This window comes from Paenibacillus zanthoxyli JH29, from assembly GCF_000520715.1.
In the GTDB taxonomy this organism is placed as follows: domain Bacteria; phylum Bacillota; class Bacilli; order Paenibacillales; family Paenibacillaceae; genus Paenibacillus_AQ; species Paenibacillus_AQ zanthoxyli.
Window position 1 is genome coordinate 19,060 of record NZ_ASSD01000685.1, and the last position, 17,923, is coordinate 36,982.

At 52.0% G+C, this 17,923-nt stretch carries 14 protein-coding genes and 1 pseudogene; 12 read left to right on the plus strand and 3 right to left on the minus strand.

Going from position 1 to position 17,923, the window contains the following annotated elements; all coding sequences use genetic code 11:
• Positions 1-134: 134 nt before the first annotated feature.
• Positions 135-857 (minus strand): RNA polymerase sigma factor, encoded by a 723-nt coding sequence (locus L691_RS30280; RefSeq protein WP_025693203.1) that lies wholly within the window; start codon positions 855-857, stop codon positions 135-137.
• A gap of 215 nt (positions 858-1,072) precedes the next feature.
• On the opposite strand from L691_RS30280, the gene clpP reads away from it, so the two are divergent.
• The 5 genes from clpP (at position 1,073) to L691_RS0126460 (ending at position 5,638) form a co-directional block, all read left to right on the plus strand.
• Positions 1,073-1,654, plus strand: a complete 582-nt coding sequence (gene clpP, locus L691_RS0126435) for an ATP-dependent Clp endopeptidase proteolytic subunit ClpP (RefSeq protein WP_025693204.1) — start codon at positions 1,073-1,075, stop codon at positions 1,652-1,654.
• 20 nt (positions 1,655-1,674) lie between these two features.
• Positions 1,675-1,881 (plus strand): hypothetical protein, encoded by a 207-nt coding sequence (locus L691_RS0126440; protein ID WP_025693205.1) that lies wholly within the window; start codon positions 1,675-1,677, stop codon positions 1,879-1,881.
• Positions 1,882-2,783: 902 nt separating this feature from the next.
• Positions 2,784-3,983, plus strand: a complete 1,200-nt coding sequence (locus tag L691_RS0126450; protein ID WP_025693207.1) for a saccharopine dehydrogenase family protein — start codon at positions 2,784-2,786, stop codon at positions 3,981-3,983.
• Between the two features lie 9 nt (positions 3,984-3,992).
• Positions 3,993-5,132 carry a carboxynorspermidine decarboxylase gene (gene nspC / locus L691_RS0126455; RefSeq protein ID WP_025693208.1) on the plus strand — a complete coding sequence of 380 codons (1,140 nt, stop codon included), beginning with the start codon at positions 3,993-3,995 and terminating at the stop codon, positions 5,130-5,132.
• A 146-nt stretch (positions 5,133-5,278) separates the two neighbouring features.
• Positions 5,279-5,638 carry a RidA family protein gene (locus L691_RS0126460; RefSeq protein WP_025693209.1) on the plus strand — a complete coding sequence of 120 codons (360 nt, stop codon included), beginning with the start codon at positions 5,279-5,281 and terminating at the stop codon, positions 5,636-5,638.
• 66 nt (positions 5,639-5,704) lie between these two features.
• Here the strand turns inward: L691_RS0126460 and L691_RS0126465 are convergent, their stop codons facing one another.
• Positions 5,705-7,204, minus strand: a complete 1,500-nt coding sequence (locus L691_RS0126465; protein ID WP_025693210.1) for a stalk domain-containing protein — start codon at positions 7,202-7,204, stop codon at positions 5,705-5,707.
• Positions 7,205-7,368: 164 nt separating this feature from the next.
• Between L691_RS0126465 and L691_RS0126470 the strand changes: the two genes are divergently transcribed.
• From L691_RS0126470 to L691_RS0126480, 3 genes are all read left to right on the plus strand, one after another.
• Positions 7,369-8,028 carry a deoxynucleoside kinase gene (locus L691_RS0126470; protein WP_025693211.1) on the plus strand — a complete coding sequence of 220 codons (660 nt, stop codon included), beginning with the start codon at positions 7,369-7,371 and terminating at the stop codon, positions 8,026-8,028.
• A gap of 276 nt (positions 8,029-8,304) precedes the next feature.
• Positions 8,305-9,552, plus strand: a complete 1,248-nt coding sequence (locus L691_RS0126475) for a stalk domain-containing protein (RefSeq protein ID WP_025693212.1) — start codon at positions 8,305-8,307, stop codon at positions 9,550-9,552.
• Between the two features lie 242 nt (positions 9,553-9,794).
• Positions 9,795-10,742: a radical SAM protein gene (locus L691_RS0126480; protein WP_025693213.1), complete on the plus strand. Its 948-nt coding sequence runs from the start codon at positions 9,795-9,797 to the stop codon at positions 10,740-10,742.
• Between the two features lie 39 nt (positions 10,743-10,781).
• Here the strand turns inward: L691_RS0126480 and L691_RS34025 are convergent.
• Positions 10,782-11,003, minus strand: a pseudogene (locus L691_RS34025) (5' nucleotidase, NT5C type); the annotation flags it as partial.
• Positions 11,004-11,169: 166 nt separating this feature from the next.
• Here L691_RS34025 and L691_RS0126485 point away from each other — a divergent pair.
• From L691_RS0126485 to L691_RS0126500, 4 genes are all read left to right on the plus strand, one after another.
• Positions 11,170-12,498 carry an ABC transporter substrate-binding protein gene (locus L691_RS0126485; RefSeq protein ID WP_025693214.1) on the plus strand — a complete coding sequence of 443 codons (1,329 nt, stop codon included), beginning with the start codon at positions 11,170-11,172 and terminating at the stop codon, positions 12,496-12,498.
• Positions 12,499-12,682: 184 nt separating this feature from the next.
• Positions 12,683-14,464 carry a sensor histidine kinase gene (locus L691_RS0126490; protein ID WP_025693215.1) on the plus strand — a complete coding sequence of 594 codons (1,782 nt, stop codon included), beginning with the start codon at positions 12,683-12,685 and terminating at the stop codon, positions 14,462-14,464.
• A 5-nt stretch (positions 14,465-14,469) separates the two neighbouring features.
• A complete protein-coding gene (locus L691_RS0126495) occupies positions 14,470-16,086 on the plus strand; it encodes a response regulator transcription factor (RefSeq protein ID WP_025693216.1) in 1,617 nt (538 codons plus the stop codon).
• A 239-nt stretch (positions 16,087-16,325) separates the two neighbouring features.
• Positions 16,326-17,923: glycoside hydrolase family 32 protein (locus tag L691_RS0126500; protein WP_025693217.1), on the plus strand; the 1,598-nt coding region annotated here is incomplete at its 3' end.

Sequence of the window (17,923 nt, forward strand, 5' to 3'; positions counted from 1 at the left end):
GAGCCGAGGAAGCTCAAACCAGGTGAACTGCAGGCGGCGAATTCAGATGCTGCAAAAAGAACAGAAAGAAGCGCTGAGCCTTGCGGCTGTGGCGCTTCTTTTGCTGATGTTCGGGGCTATTTTAGTATAGTGCGCTAGGCCGCCATGCGCATTTCGAAATTTAGCGGACCTGCGTTCATGCTGTAAGGTTGAACGCTCTCCATCCGGGGACTGACAGCAATAACAGTGCCTTGCTTCGTATCGCCCTGCTGTGTGAGTTCAATAAGCTCTGCGATTTGACCCTGCTTGTATGCGGCCGCCATCTGCTCCAGGAAGTCGCGGTAGCTCCGTTCCAGCGGAAGCGTCGGACCGTCCGCTGACAATTCCTTTCTGACGGCGGGGATAGCCAGCCGCGCCCGGTGCAGCGCCGCTTTGACGGCGCCTTCTGTGGTGTCCAGCAGCTCCGCCGTTTCCGCTGCGGTGTACTCCAGCACATCTCTCATAAGGAATACACTCCGCTGCAGGGGAGACAGGTGCTTCATCAATGCCTGAAAGGCCATTTCAGCCGCAAACTCCCCATTCTCCTGTTCCATATATTTTGCTTCGTTAGATAGCTCAAATATCCGCTGAAGCAAGGCTTTTCTCCGCCCGGCATCGATCCATGCATTTTTGGCGATCCGCAGCAGGAATGCTTCCGGATTATTGTGCCCGGCTTTTAAAGGCTCCCATGCTTTCAGCCATGTATCCTGCGCCAGATCTTCAGCATCCCAGCTTGATCCGGTTAATGACAGGCAGTACCGCTTCAGAACAGCCTGCAGGTGAACAATACCCTCCTGATCCGGAAGGGTTCCGGTATTTGTGCTTTTTGACGCAGCCATAGGACCGCCTCCTCGTAAAGTTAAGTCAGTCACTCTTTCTTCCTAGTGTAAACGAATAACGGAGCTTAAACGATACGCGGCGCACAAATATTTTTTTTGTCCGAAGGGGTGGGCGTGTGGATGGGATGCTTTCTTGGCTGCCAGCGTATCTTTTTGGAGCCTCCAAACGTTTGCGGGTTAGATAAGACCCACTAAATATATGGAGGTAACGGAAAATGAGCTATATTCCTTATGTACTGGAGCAGACGAGCCGAGGGGAGCGGTCATACGATATTTATTCGAGGCTGCTGAAAGACCGGATTGTATTTGTAGGTGCGGCAATTGACGACCAGTTGGCTAATAGCGTCATCGCCCAACTGCTGTTCCTGGCGGCGGAGGACCCGGAGAAGGATATTCATATGTATATCAACAGTCCGGGAGGCTCCACTTCCGCCGGCTTTGGGATTTATGATACGATGCAATTGATTAAGCCGCAGGTGAATACGATCTGTACGGGCTTCGCGGCTTCGTTCGGCGCTTTTCTGCTGCTGTCGGGAACCAAGGGAAAGCGCTGCTCGCTGCCTAACGGCGAGATCATGATCCATCAACCGCACGGCGGCGCTCAGGGGCAGGCCAGCGATATTGCCATTACCGCCAAGCGGATTTTGCAGACAAGGGAGAAGCTCGTTCGCATCACCTCGGAGCGCACCGGCCAGCCGGAAGCCAAGGTCGAGAAGGATATGGACCGGGATTACTTCATGTCCGCAGAAGAAGCGCTGGAGTACGGTATTATCGACACCATCATTACCCATTTATGAGGACAAAGGAGGAGTACAACATGTTATCTGCATTGCAGGGCGAAAAAGTAACGATCTATTTTCTGGACGGTTCTTGTCTTAGCGATGGCGTATTGGAGAAGGCGGACGAGAAATTCATCAGGTATAAGACCGAATATCAGATACACTATGTTCCGGTATCATCCGTCCGTTCGGTGGCCTTGGAAACGAAGGAACGCCAGCGTCCGCGTATGGGCTTCGGGCAGTAAGGGCCCGGCTTCGTTCCATCAATCATGTCAAAAAGGCCCCTTCCACTTGGCTGCGAGGGGAAGGGGCCATCTTTCGATTAACGAAGGCGGCAAATCCTATGTAAAAAGATGGAGTAACGGCTGCAGCCAGAGCGACATTTGATTCAGCCGTATGATCCGATCTTTAATGAGCGCGGGCGGAATGGGGCAAAAACCTGAAATGGTACATCCTTTTGTCCAATTGAGGAAGTCACGGGGGAACATGCCTGCAAACGTGCAGTTTTTGGGCCTGTCCTACTTCAAATTCAGTCCGCATAACCGTAAATTCCTGCACAATCGTAGGATTTTCCTTCTAACCGACGCTCTCGATGGAAAAAACTGCATTTTAGATGTTTTGCCAGCGGGACGGATGGCCCCCAACCCGATGCACATGACCGGACGGATGGTCCCCACCCCGATGCACATGGCCAGACGCGCAAGTTTGAATATGGAACTGTATTTCCTGTGCAGATATCTGTATAAACAATCTGTAAGCGTTTCCCCTGGCGGCATATACACGCGGCTGTGATCTTGGATTTCACTATGATACAATAGTTAAATTGCTTCGTTTGTATGGCGGTCCGGTCAATGGGCCGTTTATTTCTGTGTAAAAAGGGTATAGCTAACTGTAAGCATCTGCCGATTTTATCGTTTTAAAGCGGTGAAAAACGGAGGATTTTTATGCATTTTTGAGGATTTTCAAGCATTATTATTATTTATGTAAATTCTTCACGGTATTCGTCGATTTTTATTGATTATTTACAGTAGGTTATGTATAATCAGCGTTGTTGATTTTTCATAATCACGCGCTTTCGAAGCGAGTTTTGCTGATGCTTATTCTAAGGAAGCTGTTTCACCACAAAACTTTGAGGAGGTCATTCATTTTGGGAAAAGCGTTAATTATCGGCGCTGGCGGCGTCGCAAGCGTTGTTGTTCATAAATGCTGCCAGAACCCGGATGTTTTTGAGGAGATCTGTATTGCGAGCAGAACAGTCGAGAAATGTGAAGCTTTGAAAAATAAATTGGACGGAGGCCGCACGAAAATTCAGACGGCCCAGGTTGACGCAGACAATACCGACGAGGTTATCCAGCTCATCAAAAGCTTTGGTCCGGACGTCGTTATTAACGTTGCGCTTCCTTATCAGGATCTGACCATTATGGATGCCTGCCTTGCAACGGGCGTGCATTATCTGGACACCGCGAACTACGAGCCGCCGGAAACGGCGAAATTCGAATACAGCTGGCAGTGGGCGTACAAGAAGAAGTTTGAAGAAGCCGGTATTATGGCTGTGCTAGGCTGCGGCTTTGACCCGGGTGTAACCGGCGTATTTTCGGCCTATGCGCTTAAGCACTATTTTGACGAAATTCACACGATCGATATTGTTGACGCCAACGCGGGGGATCACGGCTATCCTTTCGCGACCAACTTCAACCCGGAGATCAATATCCGCGAAATCACCGCCAACGGACGCTACTATGAGAACGGCGAATGGATCGAAACGCCGCCGCTTTCCGAGAAGAAGGTATACGACCTGCCGGAAATCGGACCGAAGGACATCTACTTGCTGTATCATGAAGAGCTGGAATCCCTGGCCAAAAATATTACGGGAATCAAGAAAATCCGCTTTTGGATGACCTTCTCTCAAAACTACCTGACGCATCTGAAGGTGCTTGAGAACGTCGGCATGACTTCCATCGAGCCGATCGTGTTCGAAGGCAAGGAGATCATTCCGCTTCAGTTCCTGAAGGCGGTTCTGCCGGACCCGGCATCGCTCGGACCGAGAACGAAGGGCAAGACGAACATCGGCATCATCGCCCAAGGCACCAAAGACGGCCAGCCGAAGAATTACTATGTCTACAACGTGTGCGACCATCAGGAGTGTTACCGTGAAGTCGGCTCTCAGGCCATTTCCTACACGACGGGCGTACCGGCCATGATCGGCGCTATGCTGATGATCAAGGGCACTTGGATGAAACCGGGCGTATATAACGTGGAAGAGCTTGACCCGGACCCGTTCATGGAGCTGCTGAATACTAAAGGACTGCCGTGGCAGGAAGATTTCTCGCCGACGCTGCTGGATTAGGAAGAACCGATGAAACAGATTGATTACAGCGCGGTTCCTTCACCAAGTTATGTTGTAGACGAAAGACTTCTTGTCAAAAATCTTGAGCTGCTGAACTCCGTTCAGGAGCGTACGGGCGCGCATATCCTGCTGGCCCAAAAAGGCTTTTCCATGCACGCTCTCTACCCGCTCGTAGGGAAATATCTGAAAGGCGTCACATCCAGTTCCTTATTCGAAGCCCGTCTCGGCTATGAGAAAATGGGCAAAGAAGTTCACGCCTACGCTCCGGCGTATGTGGACTCGGAATTCGACGAGCTGATGAAGTACAGCGATCATCTTGTTTTTAACTCCTTCGACCAGTGGAGACGGTACAAGGATAAGGTGCAAAGCGCTCCGAAGCACATCAGCTGCGGCATCCGCGTGAATCCTGAATATTCCGAAATCGAGATTCCGCTGTATGATCCTTGCTATAACAACTCCCGGTTGGGTGTGACACTGGATAACTTCCGTGCTGACGAGTTGGACGGTATCGAGGGCCTGCATTTCCATACAATGTGCGAGCAGAACTCCGATACGCTGGAGCGGACGATTAAGGTCGTGGATGAGAAATTCGGGCCTTATTTGAAAAATATGAAGTGGCTCAACTTCGGCGGGGGGCATCATATTACGCGCCCGGATTACGATGTGGAGACGCTCATTCGCTGCATTCTGTATATGAAGGAAAAATACAACGTCCAGATCTACTTGGAGCCGGGTGAAGCGATCGCCCTGAATACCGGGTACCTGGTGGCAACGGTACTGGACGTGGTCAAGAACGGCATGGAAATCGCCATTCTCGATACCTCGGCGGAATGCCATATGCCCGATGTGCTGGCCATGCCTTACCGGCCGAACATCATAGGTGCGGGGCAGCCGGGCGAGTATGAGCATACGTACCGTCTTGGCGGACTGACCTGTCTCGCTGGCGACATTATCGGCGATTACTCGTTCAAGCAGCCGCTGAAGGCCGGTGACCGTCTCGTATTCCTCGACATGGCACATTACACGATGGTCAAGAACCATATGTTCAACGGCGTCAACCTGCCGTCCATTGTGTCCTACAACGAAGAAGAAGGCATTAAGGTGATCCGGACCTTCGGCTATGAGGATTACAGCGGCCGGTTGTCGTAAGTCTAAGGTAAACTTAATATTGAACTCACGGAAAAAGGCAGCCTGGCGGCTGTCTTTTTTCATGTGATATAGAAGCTTGAAATACGAACATTTGTTTGGTATAATGGCTGTAAGTAACTATTTTCCACCGGAAAGGGATGTTTTGGATGATTGTTAGAACGTCATCACATTATGGAGATGATACCTTCTCGTCTTACGTATCGGCAGGGGGCTTTATCTTTCTCTCGCATCACGCTGGCGGGCATGAATCAGATGATATTGTATACCAAATGCAAGCCAGCTTTGACAGTCTGGCGGCTACCTTGGAATCGGCCGGAGCGGCATTTGATGATATTGTGCAGATCAATCTGTACCTTAAAAATATTGAGGACTTTAGCGCGGCGAAGGATGTATTTTATGAATATTTCAAGAGAGATCATTTTCCTGCGCGGATGACGACGACTACGGATTTCGTGAATCCGACCTGCTTATGCATGCTCGATGCCGTTGCTTATAGAAGCAGCTGATTTTACATATAAAAAGGCATTCAAAACCATTATCGGTTTCGAATGCCTAGACAAGCTGATGGAGGGTTATTTCATTGTAATGGCGATCCGCTCTTCCCCGGGCAGCCACTCTACCGTCGCGCCTAGCTTCTCGCTGATGAATCGGAGCGGAAGATAAACCGTGCCGCTGACATTGAAGGGACTGTTCGCCAGCTTTACCTCGGCGCCGTTAACGGATGTCGCTCCGGTCTTGGCGCTTACCTGGATGACCGTATTTTTATCGCCATCCTGGCGGGTGATGGTTACCATCTTTTGTCCCGAGGTTTCCTTATAGGCGACAACGGCGCCCAGCTTCTCGAATACCGAGCGGAGCGGGACGAAGTTCTGGCCGTCTTTGGTAATGACGCCGCCGCTGTTCATGGCGACTGCTTCACCGTTCAGCGTAACGCTAATCGGCTTTTGCATTTCAACCGGCTCACGATGCATGAACTCGTAATCACCGGTGCCCTGATCGGCGTTTTTGTTCACGCCCCAACCCCACAGACTGCCGTCCGTCTTCTGCATGATGAGATGGCGGCCGCCGTTTCTGATGGTCTTAACACCAGTGTCTAGCAGAGTAAACTCCGCGTTCGCGGGCATAGCTTCCCGGTCGATGGACGCCGCGTACAGCTTGCCGGAAAGGGTCAGCGCAATCAGGGACCGCTCTGTTATACAAGCTTCCTTAACATCGCTGATCCCTGTCAGCAATACGGGCTTATCCTGTTTGTGCAGCGTTGTTCCGTCGGAAAACCCGGTTACGGTCGAGCCCCAGAACCACAGACGGGATTGGCTGTCGATAGCTAAATTGGTCATCCAGCCGATCTCAATCGACCGGATATCGGCAAGTCCCGGGATCGCTACTGCTGTGGGGGGACTTACAGGCAGCAGGTCGCTGTCAAACTCGGTCGGCCAGGTCCATACCGTTCCGTCCTGCTTGAGGGCAGTGCTTCCCTCAATGCCGGTAACGCCGCTGAGGTTCGGCATTTGTTCAAAGGAGGAAAGATCTTTATTGGCCCGCCAGACCGTTCCGTCACTCTTCAAGAAAGTATAATGCCATTTGCTTTCTCTTCTTGTCTGTTCGTAGTACCCGTCTGCATCCGTTACCTGACCGATGCCGGAGACGGGAGAGAAGCTTGTCAGATCGGCATAGCCGTTACCGTCCTTGGCGGCACGGTAAACAGAGCCGTCCGCATCTACAGCGACAGCCTCGTAAGAGGTGCCTTTAAAGATTTTAACAGGATGGCTCAAGCCCTCAACCTGCCGGATTTCGAGCGCCATAGTTCGGGTATTTCTGCTAAACAGCCAAAATGAACCGTCCGTCTTCTGCACGATGCCGCTGCCTAGATCGGCTTTTATTTTCCCTAGTCCGACCAGCGGGGTGGGGACGGATTGGTTAACCCCCCATATCCAGTAGCTGCCGTCGCTTTTGATCAGCGAGCTTGGCCCAAATTCGGCGATGCTTGTACCCGCTTCAGCCGCCAAGGCTACTCCTTGTACGGATAGTGCAATTCCAAGGGCCAGTCCTAGCCCGGCCAGCCATTTTTTCATGTCGAATCTCCCCTTTATGGAAATGGAAAATAGTTGAAAAAGATCAATGGTTAGACGCGGGGTAGGGCAAAAGGTTTCGAACCAAATTAATTTCTATACGCCGATCCGGCGGCCGTGATACAATGGTCTGGTTGTTTTTTCACCCAAGTAAAGGAGCTTATGCAATGAATCCATATCATATCCCGGAAAATGCGCTGATTACGGTAGCGGGCACCGTTGGCGTCGGCAAATCCACCCTAACGGCCGCCTTGGCCGATCGTCTCGGCTTTCGGACGTCGCTTGAGCAGGTCGAACACAACCCGTATCTTGAGAAATTTTACGACGATTTTGAACGATGGAGCTTTCATCTGCAAATTTACTTTCTCGGCGAGCGCTTCAAGGAGCAGAAGAGGATGTTCGAGCTGGGCGGAGGTTTTGTTCAGGACCGTTCCATCTACGAGGACACCGGTATTTTTGCCAAAATGCATGCGGATCAGGGGACGATGTCGGCCACGGATTATGCCACGTACACCAGTCTTTATGAAGCGATGGTGATGACGCCGTACTTCCCCCATCCGAACGTGTTGATTTATCTAGAGGGCAAGCTTCCGTCTATTCTGGCGCGGATTAAGGAGCGGGGACGCGAAATGGAAGTTCAGACCGACCGCTCCTATTGGGGGAAAATGTATGAACGGTATTCGGCTTGGATCGACGAATTTGACGCTTGTCCGGTGCTCCGGCTCAATATTGATGACTATGACGTGAATGATCACTCTTCCGTGGATGGCATTTTGAGTCAGGTGGGTGAAGTGGTCCGGGGTGTGGAGCCTGCCGCTGGAAGGTGACGAAGAGTGATGATCGTCTGCAACAGTTCATTTACAAGGGACGTATTTCTGGAGCACAAGCCTGCCTAACAGGAGTCAAGCCAAGCGGTAATCAGCTGCCGTTTGGTTTTTTGCGTTGTCTCGGCAGAACTATGATCACTGGAACAAACTATCAATTATTGGTAAAATAATAGAGTTGCCGCTGATTAGAGCAACCTATTGCCTGGCGGCAGCGTTAAAAGAGTCGAGCATTCATAGACGTAAATCATATTTTTGAGAGAACAGGAGACATTGTAAATGAAGCATTGGGGAAGACTTCTGCTCTGCGGGGCGCTGCTGCTGGGAAGCGTGCCTGCTGCTGCGCCTAAGACCGTATCGGCCGCCGGCGGCGTAAGCATTATACTCGACGGTTATCCGCTGCCTTTTCCGGTGGAGCCGGTAGTAATGAACGGTACGACGATGGTAGCTTTCCGGGCCATTTCGGAAGCGCTTGGCATTACGGTGAAGTGGAATCAGAGCGCGAAGAAAATCACTGCCGTAGGCGATGAAGAATTAGCGAGTAAGCAGGTTATTCTGACGCTCGGCAGCAAGACCGCCCTGGTAGACGGAAAGGCGGTGAAGCTGGCGGTAGCGCCGCAGACGGTGCGCGGCACGACGATGATTCCGCTAAGCTTCTTCAGCCAGCAGTTCGGCGCGGCGGTGTCGTGGACCCAGTCTGCGAAGACGGTAGCGATCACTTCACCGAAGAAGGATATGTATACGCTTGGCTTCTATGCGATTTCTTCCTACAGCGAATACGCGCTGCTGCCGGGATTTGATGATGTTGCTTTTGGCTGGAGTCGGATTGACAAGGATGGGCAATTTACCACTGCGGGCGCGGACTATTATTTGCCGCAGGCTGCCGGGGACGTAACGCCTGAATCCATCGTCCAGAATACCGCCGCTGCCGGGAAGACGCCATACCTCATGGTTTATTCGGGCGATGATAAGCTGGAGCTGACGAAGAACTTGGAGGATAAGAGCCTTCAAGATCAGACGATAGGAAAGATTGTCGATACCGCCGTTCAAAAAGGCTTCAAAGGCATTATGCTGGATCTGGAAGGTCTCGGATTGACTGGAGACAAAGCGAAGGTGCGCTCGGATTATAACGCATTCGTCAAAAACGTATCGGGCAAAGCCCGCGCCCAGGGACTTAAAATAGGCATTGCCCTGCATCCAATGAACAGTTCATATGCAGGCTATGACTACAAGACGCTGGCTTCTTTGGCGGATGAGCTTGTCATTATGGCTTATGCATACGAGGATCAGAAGCGTCCCGAGCCAACGGATAAAGTGGATGAAGCGATCCGGCTGGCCCTGAAGCAGACGACGAAGGATAAGCTGGTGCTCGGCATCTCGCTTGCAAGCGAGAATGAAGGCTCCGTTAACACGAAGATTGGCCTTGCCAAGCGCTACGACCTGAAGGGCATCGCTATTTGGCGGCTCGGACTGATCGGCCAGGCGGCGTGGAGCGAGATGAATAAGTCGGTGGAATTGGGCGGATAGGTTGGACAAAGCAAAAAGGAGCTGTTCCGAGTCTGCTTAAAGGGACTTAGGGATAGCTCCTTGCTTTTGCCGCAGCCGGTTGCCGCCTAGTGTGTTCGATTAAGCATCGCCCGATCACGAATCGCTTACAAACATGCGGAAGCTACAAAAATCACATATTCCGGCGGCGTAAACCGCTATAATCACTAGGTTCAAAGTATCGGGCCGCAGCCCGCAATTACTTCTCGGGAGGACATAAGAGCATGACTTACAAATCACTGGAGCTTACCAAACCGCAAACCTGGGATCTGGAGGGGCTGGAAATTGGCGTTACCTCAAACTGCAACTTTGGCTGCGACTATTGCTGCGCATACAACCGGAATGACGGGCAGAGCCTTGAGGGTAAAGAAATTATCCGCATTCTTGAAGAACTTCCTTCTCTGAAAAGAGTCCGCCTGTCCGGCGGCGAGGTTACGCTGAAATTTGACGATTGTCTGGAGGTTGTCGCTTACTGCGCATCGAGAGGCATTCAGACGCAGCTTAATTCCAACGCCAGCCTGCTGAGCGGAACGCGGATCGACAAGCTGGCCCTTGCGGGATTGACGACGATACATATCTCGTTTAATTTTACTTCGGCGGACAACTTCTCACGGTATTACAACATCCATCCTGATGTGTACAAGAAAATTCGCGAGAATATCGCTCTGTTCGCCCAGACGGAAGTGGACACGGTGCTGGAAACGCTGCTGTTCAGCGAGACTGAGCACCATATGCGGGAGATCAGCGAGCATGTCTATTCCCTGGGCGTTCGCACGCATGAAATTCAGAACAGCATCATTATGGATCACAGCGGCTGGAAAGCGATTGCGGCCCGGGAGGCGCTGAAGCAGGCGGTCAACGATCTGATTGCCAATAAAAAAGAAGACACCGTGCTGTACTTCACCTGTATGGACCGTTTCATGGAGGAACTCGGCTTCCGGGAGCAGCCGGGCGTTTATTTTTCACACTGCATTGAGGGCAAGACTCAGCTGCATCTGCACGGCAACGGCGATATCCTGATCTCTGAGCTGTGCCATCCGGTCATTATCGGCAATATTTACAATGGCACTTCGCTGAAGGATATTTATAATCCGATGCCGGCACAGCTGGAGCAGTTTCTGGATCGCCAGCCTTGTCCCGCCCGGGATGCGCTGTTTCCGCAGGGAGTTTAGCGCGCAAGCCGCTCCCGGATTCAAATCGCTCAGAAAATCGAAGTGTTCTCTCAGCCATTCATATTTTGCGGTAAACGAGCTTGGGAACTCCATCGCAGCAGTGGTAATATAGATTTCGAACCGTTCACTGAGCGACCGGATGACTTCCTGACTGTCTTTCATAACGTCTAGATCGCGGAAGAAAGAAGGATCACGCAGGTAATCGATAATCTCAGCCGCCAGATGGGGACGAAGCTCCGGCAGCCTCCTTGTTATATGAATCTTCGCCTGCCATTATAGCAACAAGTCAATAACGGGGTACCCAGGTTCACGCTTCATTCCTGAATATTTTAGAAACGCGTAACAGAAAATAATGAATTTTATGGCGAAGAGGGTCTGCTATGATTGCAATGTAAGGGTATTCAATAACAGAAAGGGGAGGACAGAATTGAAAAAGAAAACAAAATTGGCTTTAAGCACACTGCTTATCGCCGGCCTGCTGGCCGGATGCGGAAATAGCGGCGGAGGCAACAGCTCGGCGGAGGGGGATTCTTCCGGGACAAAGAGTGAGAAGGTAACGCTGACCTTCTGGAGAAACTCCGGTAACGACGCCGAGAACTCGGCGTATGATAAATTGGTGGCTTCCTTCAATGAGAGCCATCCCGACATTAAAGTGGAGATGAGCCCGATCCCGTATGCGGATTACGATACCAAGCTCAGAACGTCCATCGCTTCAGGTAACCCGCCGGATATTCTGGCCATCGACGCGCCGAACATGGCTTCGTACGCGCAGGCAGGCGCTCTGCAACCGCTGACGGAATACTTTAAAAAGGACGGCAATCTGGAAGATATTCCGGAGTCTACCATCAAGACGTATACTTACAAGAACGAGATTTACATGGCGCCGCTGACCGAATCATCGATCGCCTTGTTCTACAACAAGAAGATGTTCGAGGCAAAAGGTATTCCGCTTCCTTCCAAAAATCCGGATGAGCCGATCACCTGGGATCAAGTGCTTGACGCTGCCAAGAAGCTGAATGATCCGGGCAAAGGCGTCTACGGCATCGACCCTGCCATGGGCTTCGGCAACGCGGGCGGAACGGCTTACTTCAAATACCCGATCATCTGGCAATTCGGCGGTGATATCATGAGCCCGGACGGAACGACCTCCAAAGGCTATCTGGATAAACCGGAAACGAAGAAGGCGCTGCAATTCTTCTCGGATCTGTATAACAAGTCTAAGGTATCCTCGCTGGAATATCCGCCGGACCCGTTCCCTAACAATCAACTGGCTATGACAATCGACGGTTCGTGGTCGCTGGGCAACTATGCCGAGAAGTTCCCGAACTTCAAGCTGGGCGTCGATTACGACATCGCTCCGCTGCCTAAAGAAACGCAGCAGGCCGTTGCGAACGGAAGCTGGGCGCTGGCCGTCTCCGCGAAGAGCAAGAACCCTGAGGCCGCTTGGCAGTTCGTCAACTACGTTACAGGAGCGGAAGGCTCGAAGACTTATTGCTCGATCACCAAAGATATTCCTGCCCGCTACTCGGTAGCCAAGCAATTCCCGGAACTCAATGAATATCCGAAGAACGTCTTTGTCGTACAGAACCAAAAATTTGGCAGACCGCGTCCGATTACGCCGATCTTCCCGCAAATGTCCGAAGCGGTTAACAAGATGATTGAAGAAGTGACGATCAGCGGACGGAACATTGATGCCGCCGTCGCCGATGCCATCACTAAAATCGACAAGGCTTATGCCGATCTGCCGCAAAAATAAGCGTTGCCATCGGTGCTAGATAAGAATAGTTACGAGAAAGAGGCGGCCGAGTTTTCGGCCGTCTCTTTGGCGGAATGGAGAATGTAAGAGATCCCATTCCTTTTTCATCAATAAAAGACTATACTGATTAATGTTTATCGGCAAGAAAGCGAAGATGGGAGTCTTCGGGAGGAGTTGGAATGGTATGTTGTACTCGCTGCGCAGCCGATTAATGCTGTCCTTTTCCATATTGCTGATTATTCCCTTTACTGCGGTAGTGTTCATTTTTAGCAGGGAGTCCGCCAATGTGATCCAATCTTCCATCGAGACCTCTACGATGCAGACGATTGGCCAGTTTGCCTCTCATGCCGATACGCTGCTCATGCAGATTGAGGATACCGGGAAACAGGTGCTCAGCAGTCCGTTTACCCAGCAGTGGATTACGACCGTATTAAACGGCGGGAGCACAGCCGGAGAGAGATACCTGGCGACGCAGCAATTGAGGAATTTCTTCTCTTCTTATACCGTCAACAACTCCAATATTCTCTCCGTCTCGGTCTTCAAGGAATTCGGCGGGGGAATCTGGACGCAGGATAAAAACTACCTGGACAGTGATTGGTACAAGCAGTATAGACGCAACAATATCCGATGGACCGGAGCCCACAGAGACCCCGATCAGAGCGATGAAAGCATGCGCCAGAGTGAAGTGAACAGCCTCATCGTTCCTCTCGTTCAGCTTCAGTCACTGAATAATATCGGGGTTCTCAAGATCAACTACCCAACCAACCTGCTGCGGGGAGATATTGACAAGATCCGGTTCGGCGATAGCGGAAGAGCCTTTTTGCTGACCGGGGAGGGAGCCAGCGTGCTTGACCAGAATCTTGGGGACAGCAAGCAGGTGCTCAGCGAGGGATTGGCTTATGTGAAGGCGCATTCCGCCGGACGAATCAGCGGAATCATTCCGCTGCGGCAGAAGGATACGGATTATCTGCTGTTCTACCGCAAGCTTCCTGCACAGAACTGGATTATTATCGGCGAAGTGCCCGAAGCCGAGCTGTACGCGAAGATCACTCAAATCAAGCAGACGCTTCTGCTGGGAAGCCTTGGCCTGCTGGTTCTTGTCATCGCCGTCGCCCTATGGCTGTCGATCGGGATTACGAAGCCGCTGAGTGCTATGGCGCGGGCGATGAGGCACGTCAAGCACGGGCGGTTCGACCTTGCCTTGGAGCATATGCCCAAAGTCCGCACACGGCGGAGTGAAGTGCATTATGTGGCCAGCGTCTTTGAGCAGATGACTCATCAGCTGAAATATTTGATCGAGACGGAATTCGAGACGGATCTGAGGCGCAAGAATGCCGAATACAAAGCGCTGCTGCTGCAGATCAATCCGCATTTTTTTAACAACACACTGGAAATTATCGGCGGTCTGGCAGCGATGAAACGGGAAGACCTGGTCATGGATGCGACGGAAGCTCTGGCCAAAATGATGAGATATTCGCTTGATCTGAACAGCGATTTGGTGAAGGTGAGCGAAGAAATAGGCTACATCCGCGACTATTTGCTCATTCAGAAGCTTCGGCACCAGGATCAATTGATATTCTCCATCCACAGTGATCCTGAGGCGGAATCCCTTCATATCGCAAAATTTATTCTTCAGCCGATTGTTGAGAATGCGGTGAAATACAGCCTCGAAAAAGGTGAAGCCGCCGAAGTGGTCGTATCCTCGGAACTGCGTGATGACCGCCTATGGCTGACGGTCAAGGATAACGGAATCGGCATGCCGCAGGATATGATCTCAGGCATACTTGCGGATACGGAGCTGAGGAGCGGAGTTGGTATATTAAACGATAAAGGAAATAGCATCGGCCTCAGGAACACGCTATCACGCTGCCGTCTTTATTACGGAGACTTATTCGAGATTTCGATTGAATCGGAGGAAGGCGGGGGCACGTCCATTACACTCAAGCTGCCGCTGGTAAGGAGTTGAAAGCAATGTATACCATTATGCTGGTAGATGACGAAAAGGGCATCCGTGACAGCATCAAAGCCAAGATTAACTGGGAAGAAGCCGGTTTTCAAATTATGTATGAAGCATCCAGCGGCGGCGAAGCGCTTGAACTGCTGGAAAAGGGGCCGATTCCCCAGGTCCTGCTCTCCGATATTCGTATGCCGAAGATGAACGGTATTGAGCTGATCTCGATATGTAAGGAACGCTACCCGGGACTGCGAACGGCCGTACTGTCAGGCTATTCGGATTTCGAATATTTGAAAGCGGCCATTCAGCTTGGCGTCAAAGACTACCTGCTGAAGCCCGTCGCCCGGGGAGAGCTGACCGAGATGCTCCGCAGACTCGCCGAGGACATTCGCTCGGAGCAGGAGCGGCTCCGCGCTTCGGAACGGGAGCGGCATCAGAAGAATGAACAGCTGATTATGCTGCAGGAGCACTATTTGCTGCAGCTTGTTAAAGACGAATGGTACAGTCTTTCGGCCGTCAAGGAACGGCTGCAGCAGCTTCAGCTTGCTCCTCTGGCTGCGGACGGCTTTAAAGCCCGTTTCGCTGCGGTGGAGATGCGGATTCCTCCGGACAGACTCGGTGTGAGCCGGGAACGCAGGGACCTGATGAACCTCGCCTTCCAGATGCTGTGCAGGGAGACGGCTTCGCGGCGGGAAGGCATCTACCCGTTTCCGGAGATTGCGCACTCCTCCATGATGTATTTTCTGATCGTGATGGAGGACGGCAGGCCGGAGAATAGCGCGGAGAAATTCGTCGCCGAGCTGAAGCGGAATATTTCAGAATATCTGAATGTGGATAGTGTGGCGGGAATCGGAGAAAAGGCGGAGGGATGGAACGCCCTGAAGAACGGCTACGCCTCCTGTATGCTGGCTTGGAGCCGGAGCACTGTGCATGAGCACAAGGAGAGCGGACAGACCGGGCTGCTGGAGTTGACGAATGCTTTTACGCCCGAAATGGAGCGCAGGCTGGTTCAGGCCATCGAAAATCTCGATATGCCGGCGTTCCGCCGTCAGCTGCAAACCGTTTTTTCCACGGAACGGGATACGCCGGTCTTTGCTTTTACATTTCTGGCCCTTCGGATGCTGCTGCTGTTCAGCTCGGTGGCTAAGAAGTTCGAGCTTGGCGACTCCTCGCTGCAGAAGTATTTATGGAACTGCCAAATGACCATATCGGATTACCAATCCAGGGAAGGCATTATGGCGCAGATCGACGAACTGGCCGGGCTTGTTATGGAAGAGGTTAAGAAGACACGCTTCTCCAGCGGCCAGCATATCGTGGAGGCCGTCCGCCAATATGTGGAGGAGAACTTCTGCTACGAGTTGAATCTGTCCTCTCTGGCGGATATGTTCCACTTGAACGAAACGTATTTGTCGGGCCTGTTCAAGCAGCATGTGGGAGTGACCTTCAGCGACTATGTCACGGGACTGCGCATCGCAAAAGCCCAGCAGCTCCTGCAGGAGAACGAACTGAAGCTGACCGATATCGCGATGCTTGTCGGCTATTCCAGCTCCAGTTATTTCAGCACTGTCTTCAAGAAGGCATGCGGTAACAGCCCGAAGGAATACAGGGAAGATTATTTATTGAATAGTCGGTGAGATCAACAGAGCCGTACCCTAAGCGGATGAACCGCCGGGGTGCGGTTTTTTTGTTGCCTGAAACGGCTTTTTGCCGTCTGCTCCGGCTTGACGTAAGCTGGACAACAAGTCCTGAAAGCGGGTCAAAAAATTGCAAGTCATTACCCGATGATATTGAAATTTTTAAATCCGCCGGTCGTCTACAATGAAATCGTAGAAGGAGAAGCTTATATTTTGAACCCAAGATAGGAGAAGACGGCATGAGCGGAAAAACAAATAAGCTGTTATGCCTGATGGCTCTGGCTCTGGTTATGGCGGTGTCGGGCTGCGAAAAGGGAGGATCATCTAAGGGCGGAGAGGCGGAACGTGAAAGCACGCCAAATGAAGTGACGCCAGCGCCTTTCAAATTCAGCCAGGACCCGAAGTATTACACCGAGCTGTATCGGCCGCAGTATCATTTGTCCCCGGAAACGGGCAATTTGAGCGATCCGAACGGAATGGTCTTTTTCGAGGGGGAGTATCACCAGTTCTATCAGAATACTGGACAGTGGGGGCATGCGGTCAGCACGGATCTCATTCATTGGCAGCATCTGTCGGCAGCGCTGCTGCGCGATTCGCTCGGAGAGATTTGGTCGGGCAGCGCGGTGGTGGATTGGAAGGATACAAGCGGTTTTTTTGACGGAAAGCCAGGCCTGGTTGCAATATTCACCCATTTCAAGGGCGGATTACAGTCGCAGAGCATCGCCTACAGCTCCGACAAAGGCCGGACGTGGACCAAGTATGAAGGAAATCCCGTCATCCCGAACCCTGGCCTCAAGGATTTCAGAGACCCGAAGGTGTTCTGGTATGAACCTTCCAAATCATGGACGATGGTCGTATCTGTGGATAACAAAGTTAGGTTCTATTCCTCGCCTGATCTGAAAAAGTGGGAGATGACCGGCGAGTTCGGAGCGGATCAGGGTTCGCATGCTGCGGTATGGGAATGCCCGGACCTGTTCAAGCTTCCGGTTGAAGGCACGAAGGAGAAGAAATGGGTGCTGGCCGTGAGCATCGGCAACAACGCGGCGACCAAAGGCTCAACCTATCAGTATTTCGTCGGTTCATTTGACGGCAAGAACTTCACGAATGAGAATGATCCCTCCAAAGTGCTCTGGACCGATTACGGGAAGGATTTCTACGCCGCTGTCTCTTACTCCGACATTCCCGAGAGCGACGGCCGGAGGATTTATGCAGGCTGGATGTCCAACTGGCGCTATCCCTTCAATATGCCGACAGATCCATGGAAAGGCAACATGTCCGTGCCGCGCGTCCTGACGCTCAAGGAAGTTCCGGGAGAAGGCTTAAGGCTTGCGCAGCAGCCGGCCAAGGAGCTGGACGCGCTTCGCGGCAAGCCTGTGGAGATACCGGCGCAGGAGCTGAAGAAGGGCTCCAATCCCTTCTCCTCGCTGCTCGGCACATCCTATGAGCTGGATGCGGCTGTTGATGTCGGAGCCGATGCGGAATTCGGTATCAAGGTAAGAAAAGGTGGCGGCCAGGAGACGGTCATTTCCTATAACGCCGCTTCCACCACCCTGACGGTCGACCGAAGCAAATCGGGAGACAGCTCGTTTGAACCGGGCTTTGCCGAGAAGATGAAAGCTCCGCTGAAGCCGGAGAGCGGGACCGTCAAGCTGCGTATCTATGTGGACGAATCCACGCTGGAGGTGTTCTCGGGAGACGGCACCACGGTAATCTCCAGCATGATCTTCCCGAGCGCCACGAGCAGCGCCCTGGAGCTGTATCTCTCCAAAGGCAGCGCCAAACTGGAAAGCGCAACGCTGTATCCGATGAAGCCCGTATGGCGGGACGAAGCGCCGGA

Bases quoted from the DNA above. Each gene is read 5' to 3' on its own strand.
- L691_RS0126440 (WP_025693205.1), top strand. From the start codon at position 1,675: ATGTTATCTGCATTGCAGGGCGAAAAAGTAACGATCTATTTTCTGGAC.
- L691_RS0126490 (WP_025693215.1), top strand. From the start codon at position 12,683: ATGTTGTACTCGCTGCGCAGCCGATTAATGCTGTCCTTTTCCATATTG.
- L691_RS30280 (WP_025693203.1), bottom strand. From the start codon at position 857: ATGGCTGCGTCAAAAAGCACAAATACCGGAACCCTTCCGGATCAGGAG.
- L691_RS0126465 (WP_025693210.1), bottom strand. From the start codon at position 7,204: ATGAAAAAATGGCTGGCCGGGCTAGGACTGGCCCTTGGAATTGCACTA.
- L691_RS0126475 (WP_025693212.1), top strand. From the start codon at position 8,305: ATGAAGCATTGGGGAAGACTTCTGCTCTGCGGGGCGCTGCTGCTGGGA.
- L691_RS0126460 (WP_025693209.1), top strand. From the start codon at position 5,279: ATGATTGTTAGAACGTCATCACATTATGGAGATGATACCTTCTCGTCT.
- L691_RS0126470 (WP_025693211.1), top strand. From the start codon at position 7,369: ATGAATCCATATCATATCCCGGAAAATGCGCTGATTACGGTAGCGGGC.
- L691_RS0126495 (WP_025693216.1), top strand. From the start codon at position 14,470: ATGTATACCATTATGCTGGTAGATGACGAAAAGGGCATCCGTGACAGC.
- nspC (WP_025693208.1), top strand. From the start codon at position 3,993: ATGAAACAGATTGATTACAGCGCGGTTCCTTCACCAAGTTATGTTGTA.
- clpP (WP_025693204.1), top strand. From the start codon at position 1,073: ATGAGCTATATTCCTTATGTACTGGAGCAGACGAGCCGAGGGGAGCGG.
- L691_RS0126480 (WP_025693213.1), top strand. From the start codon at position 9,795: ATGACTTACAAATCACTGGAGCTTACCAAACCGCAAACCTGGGATCTG.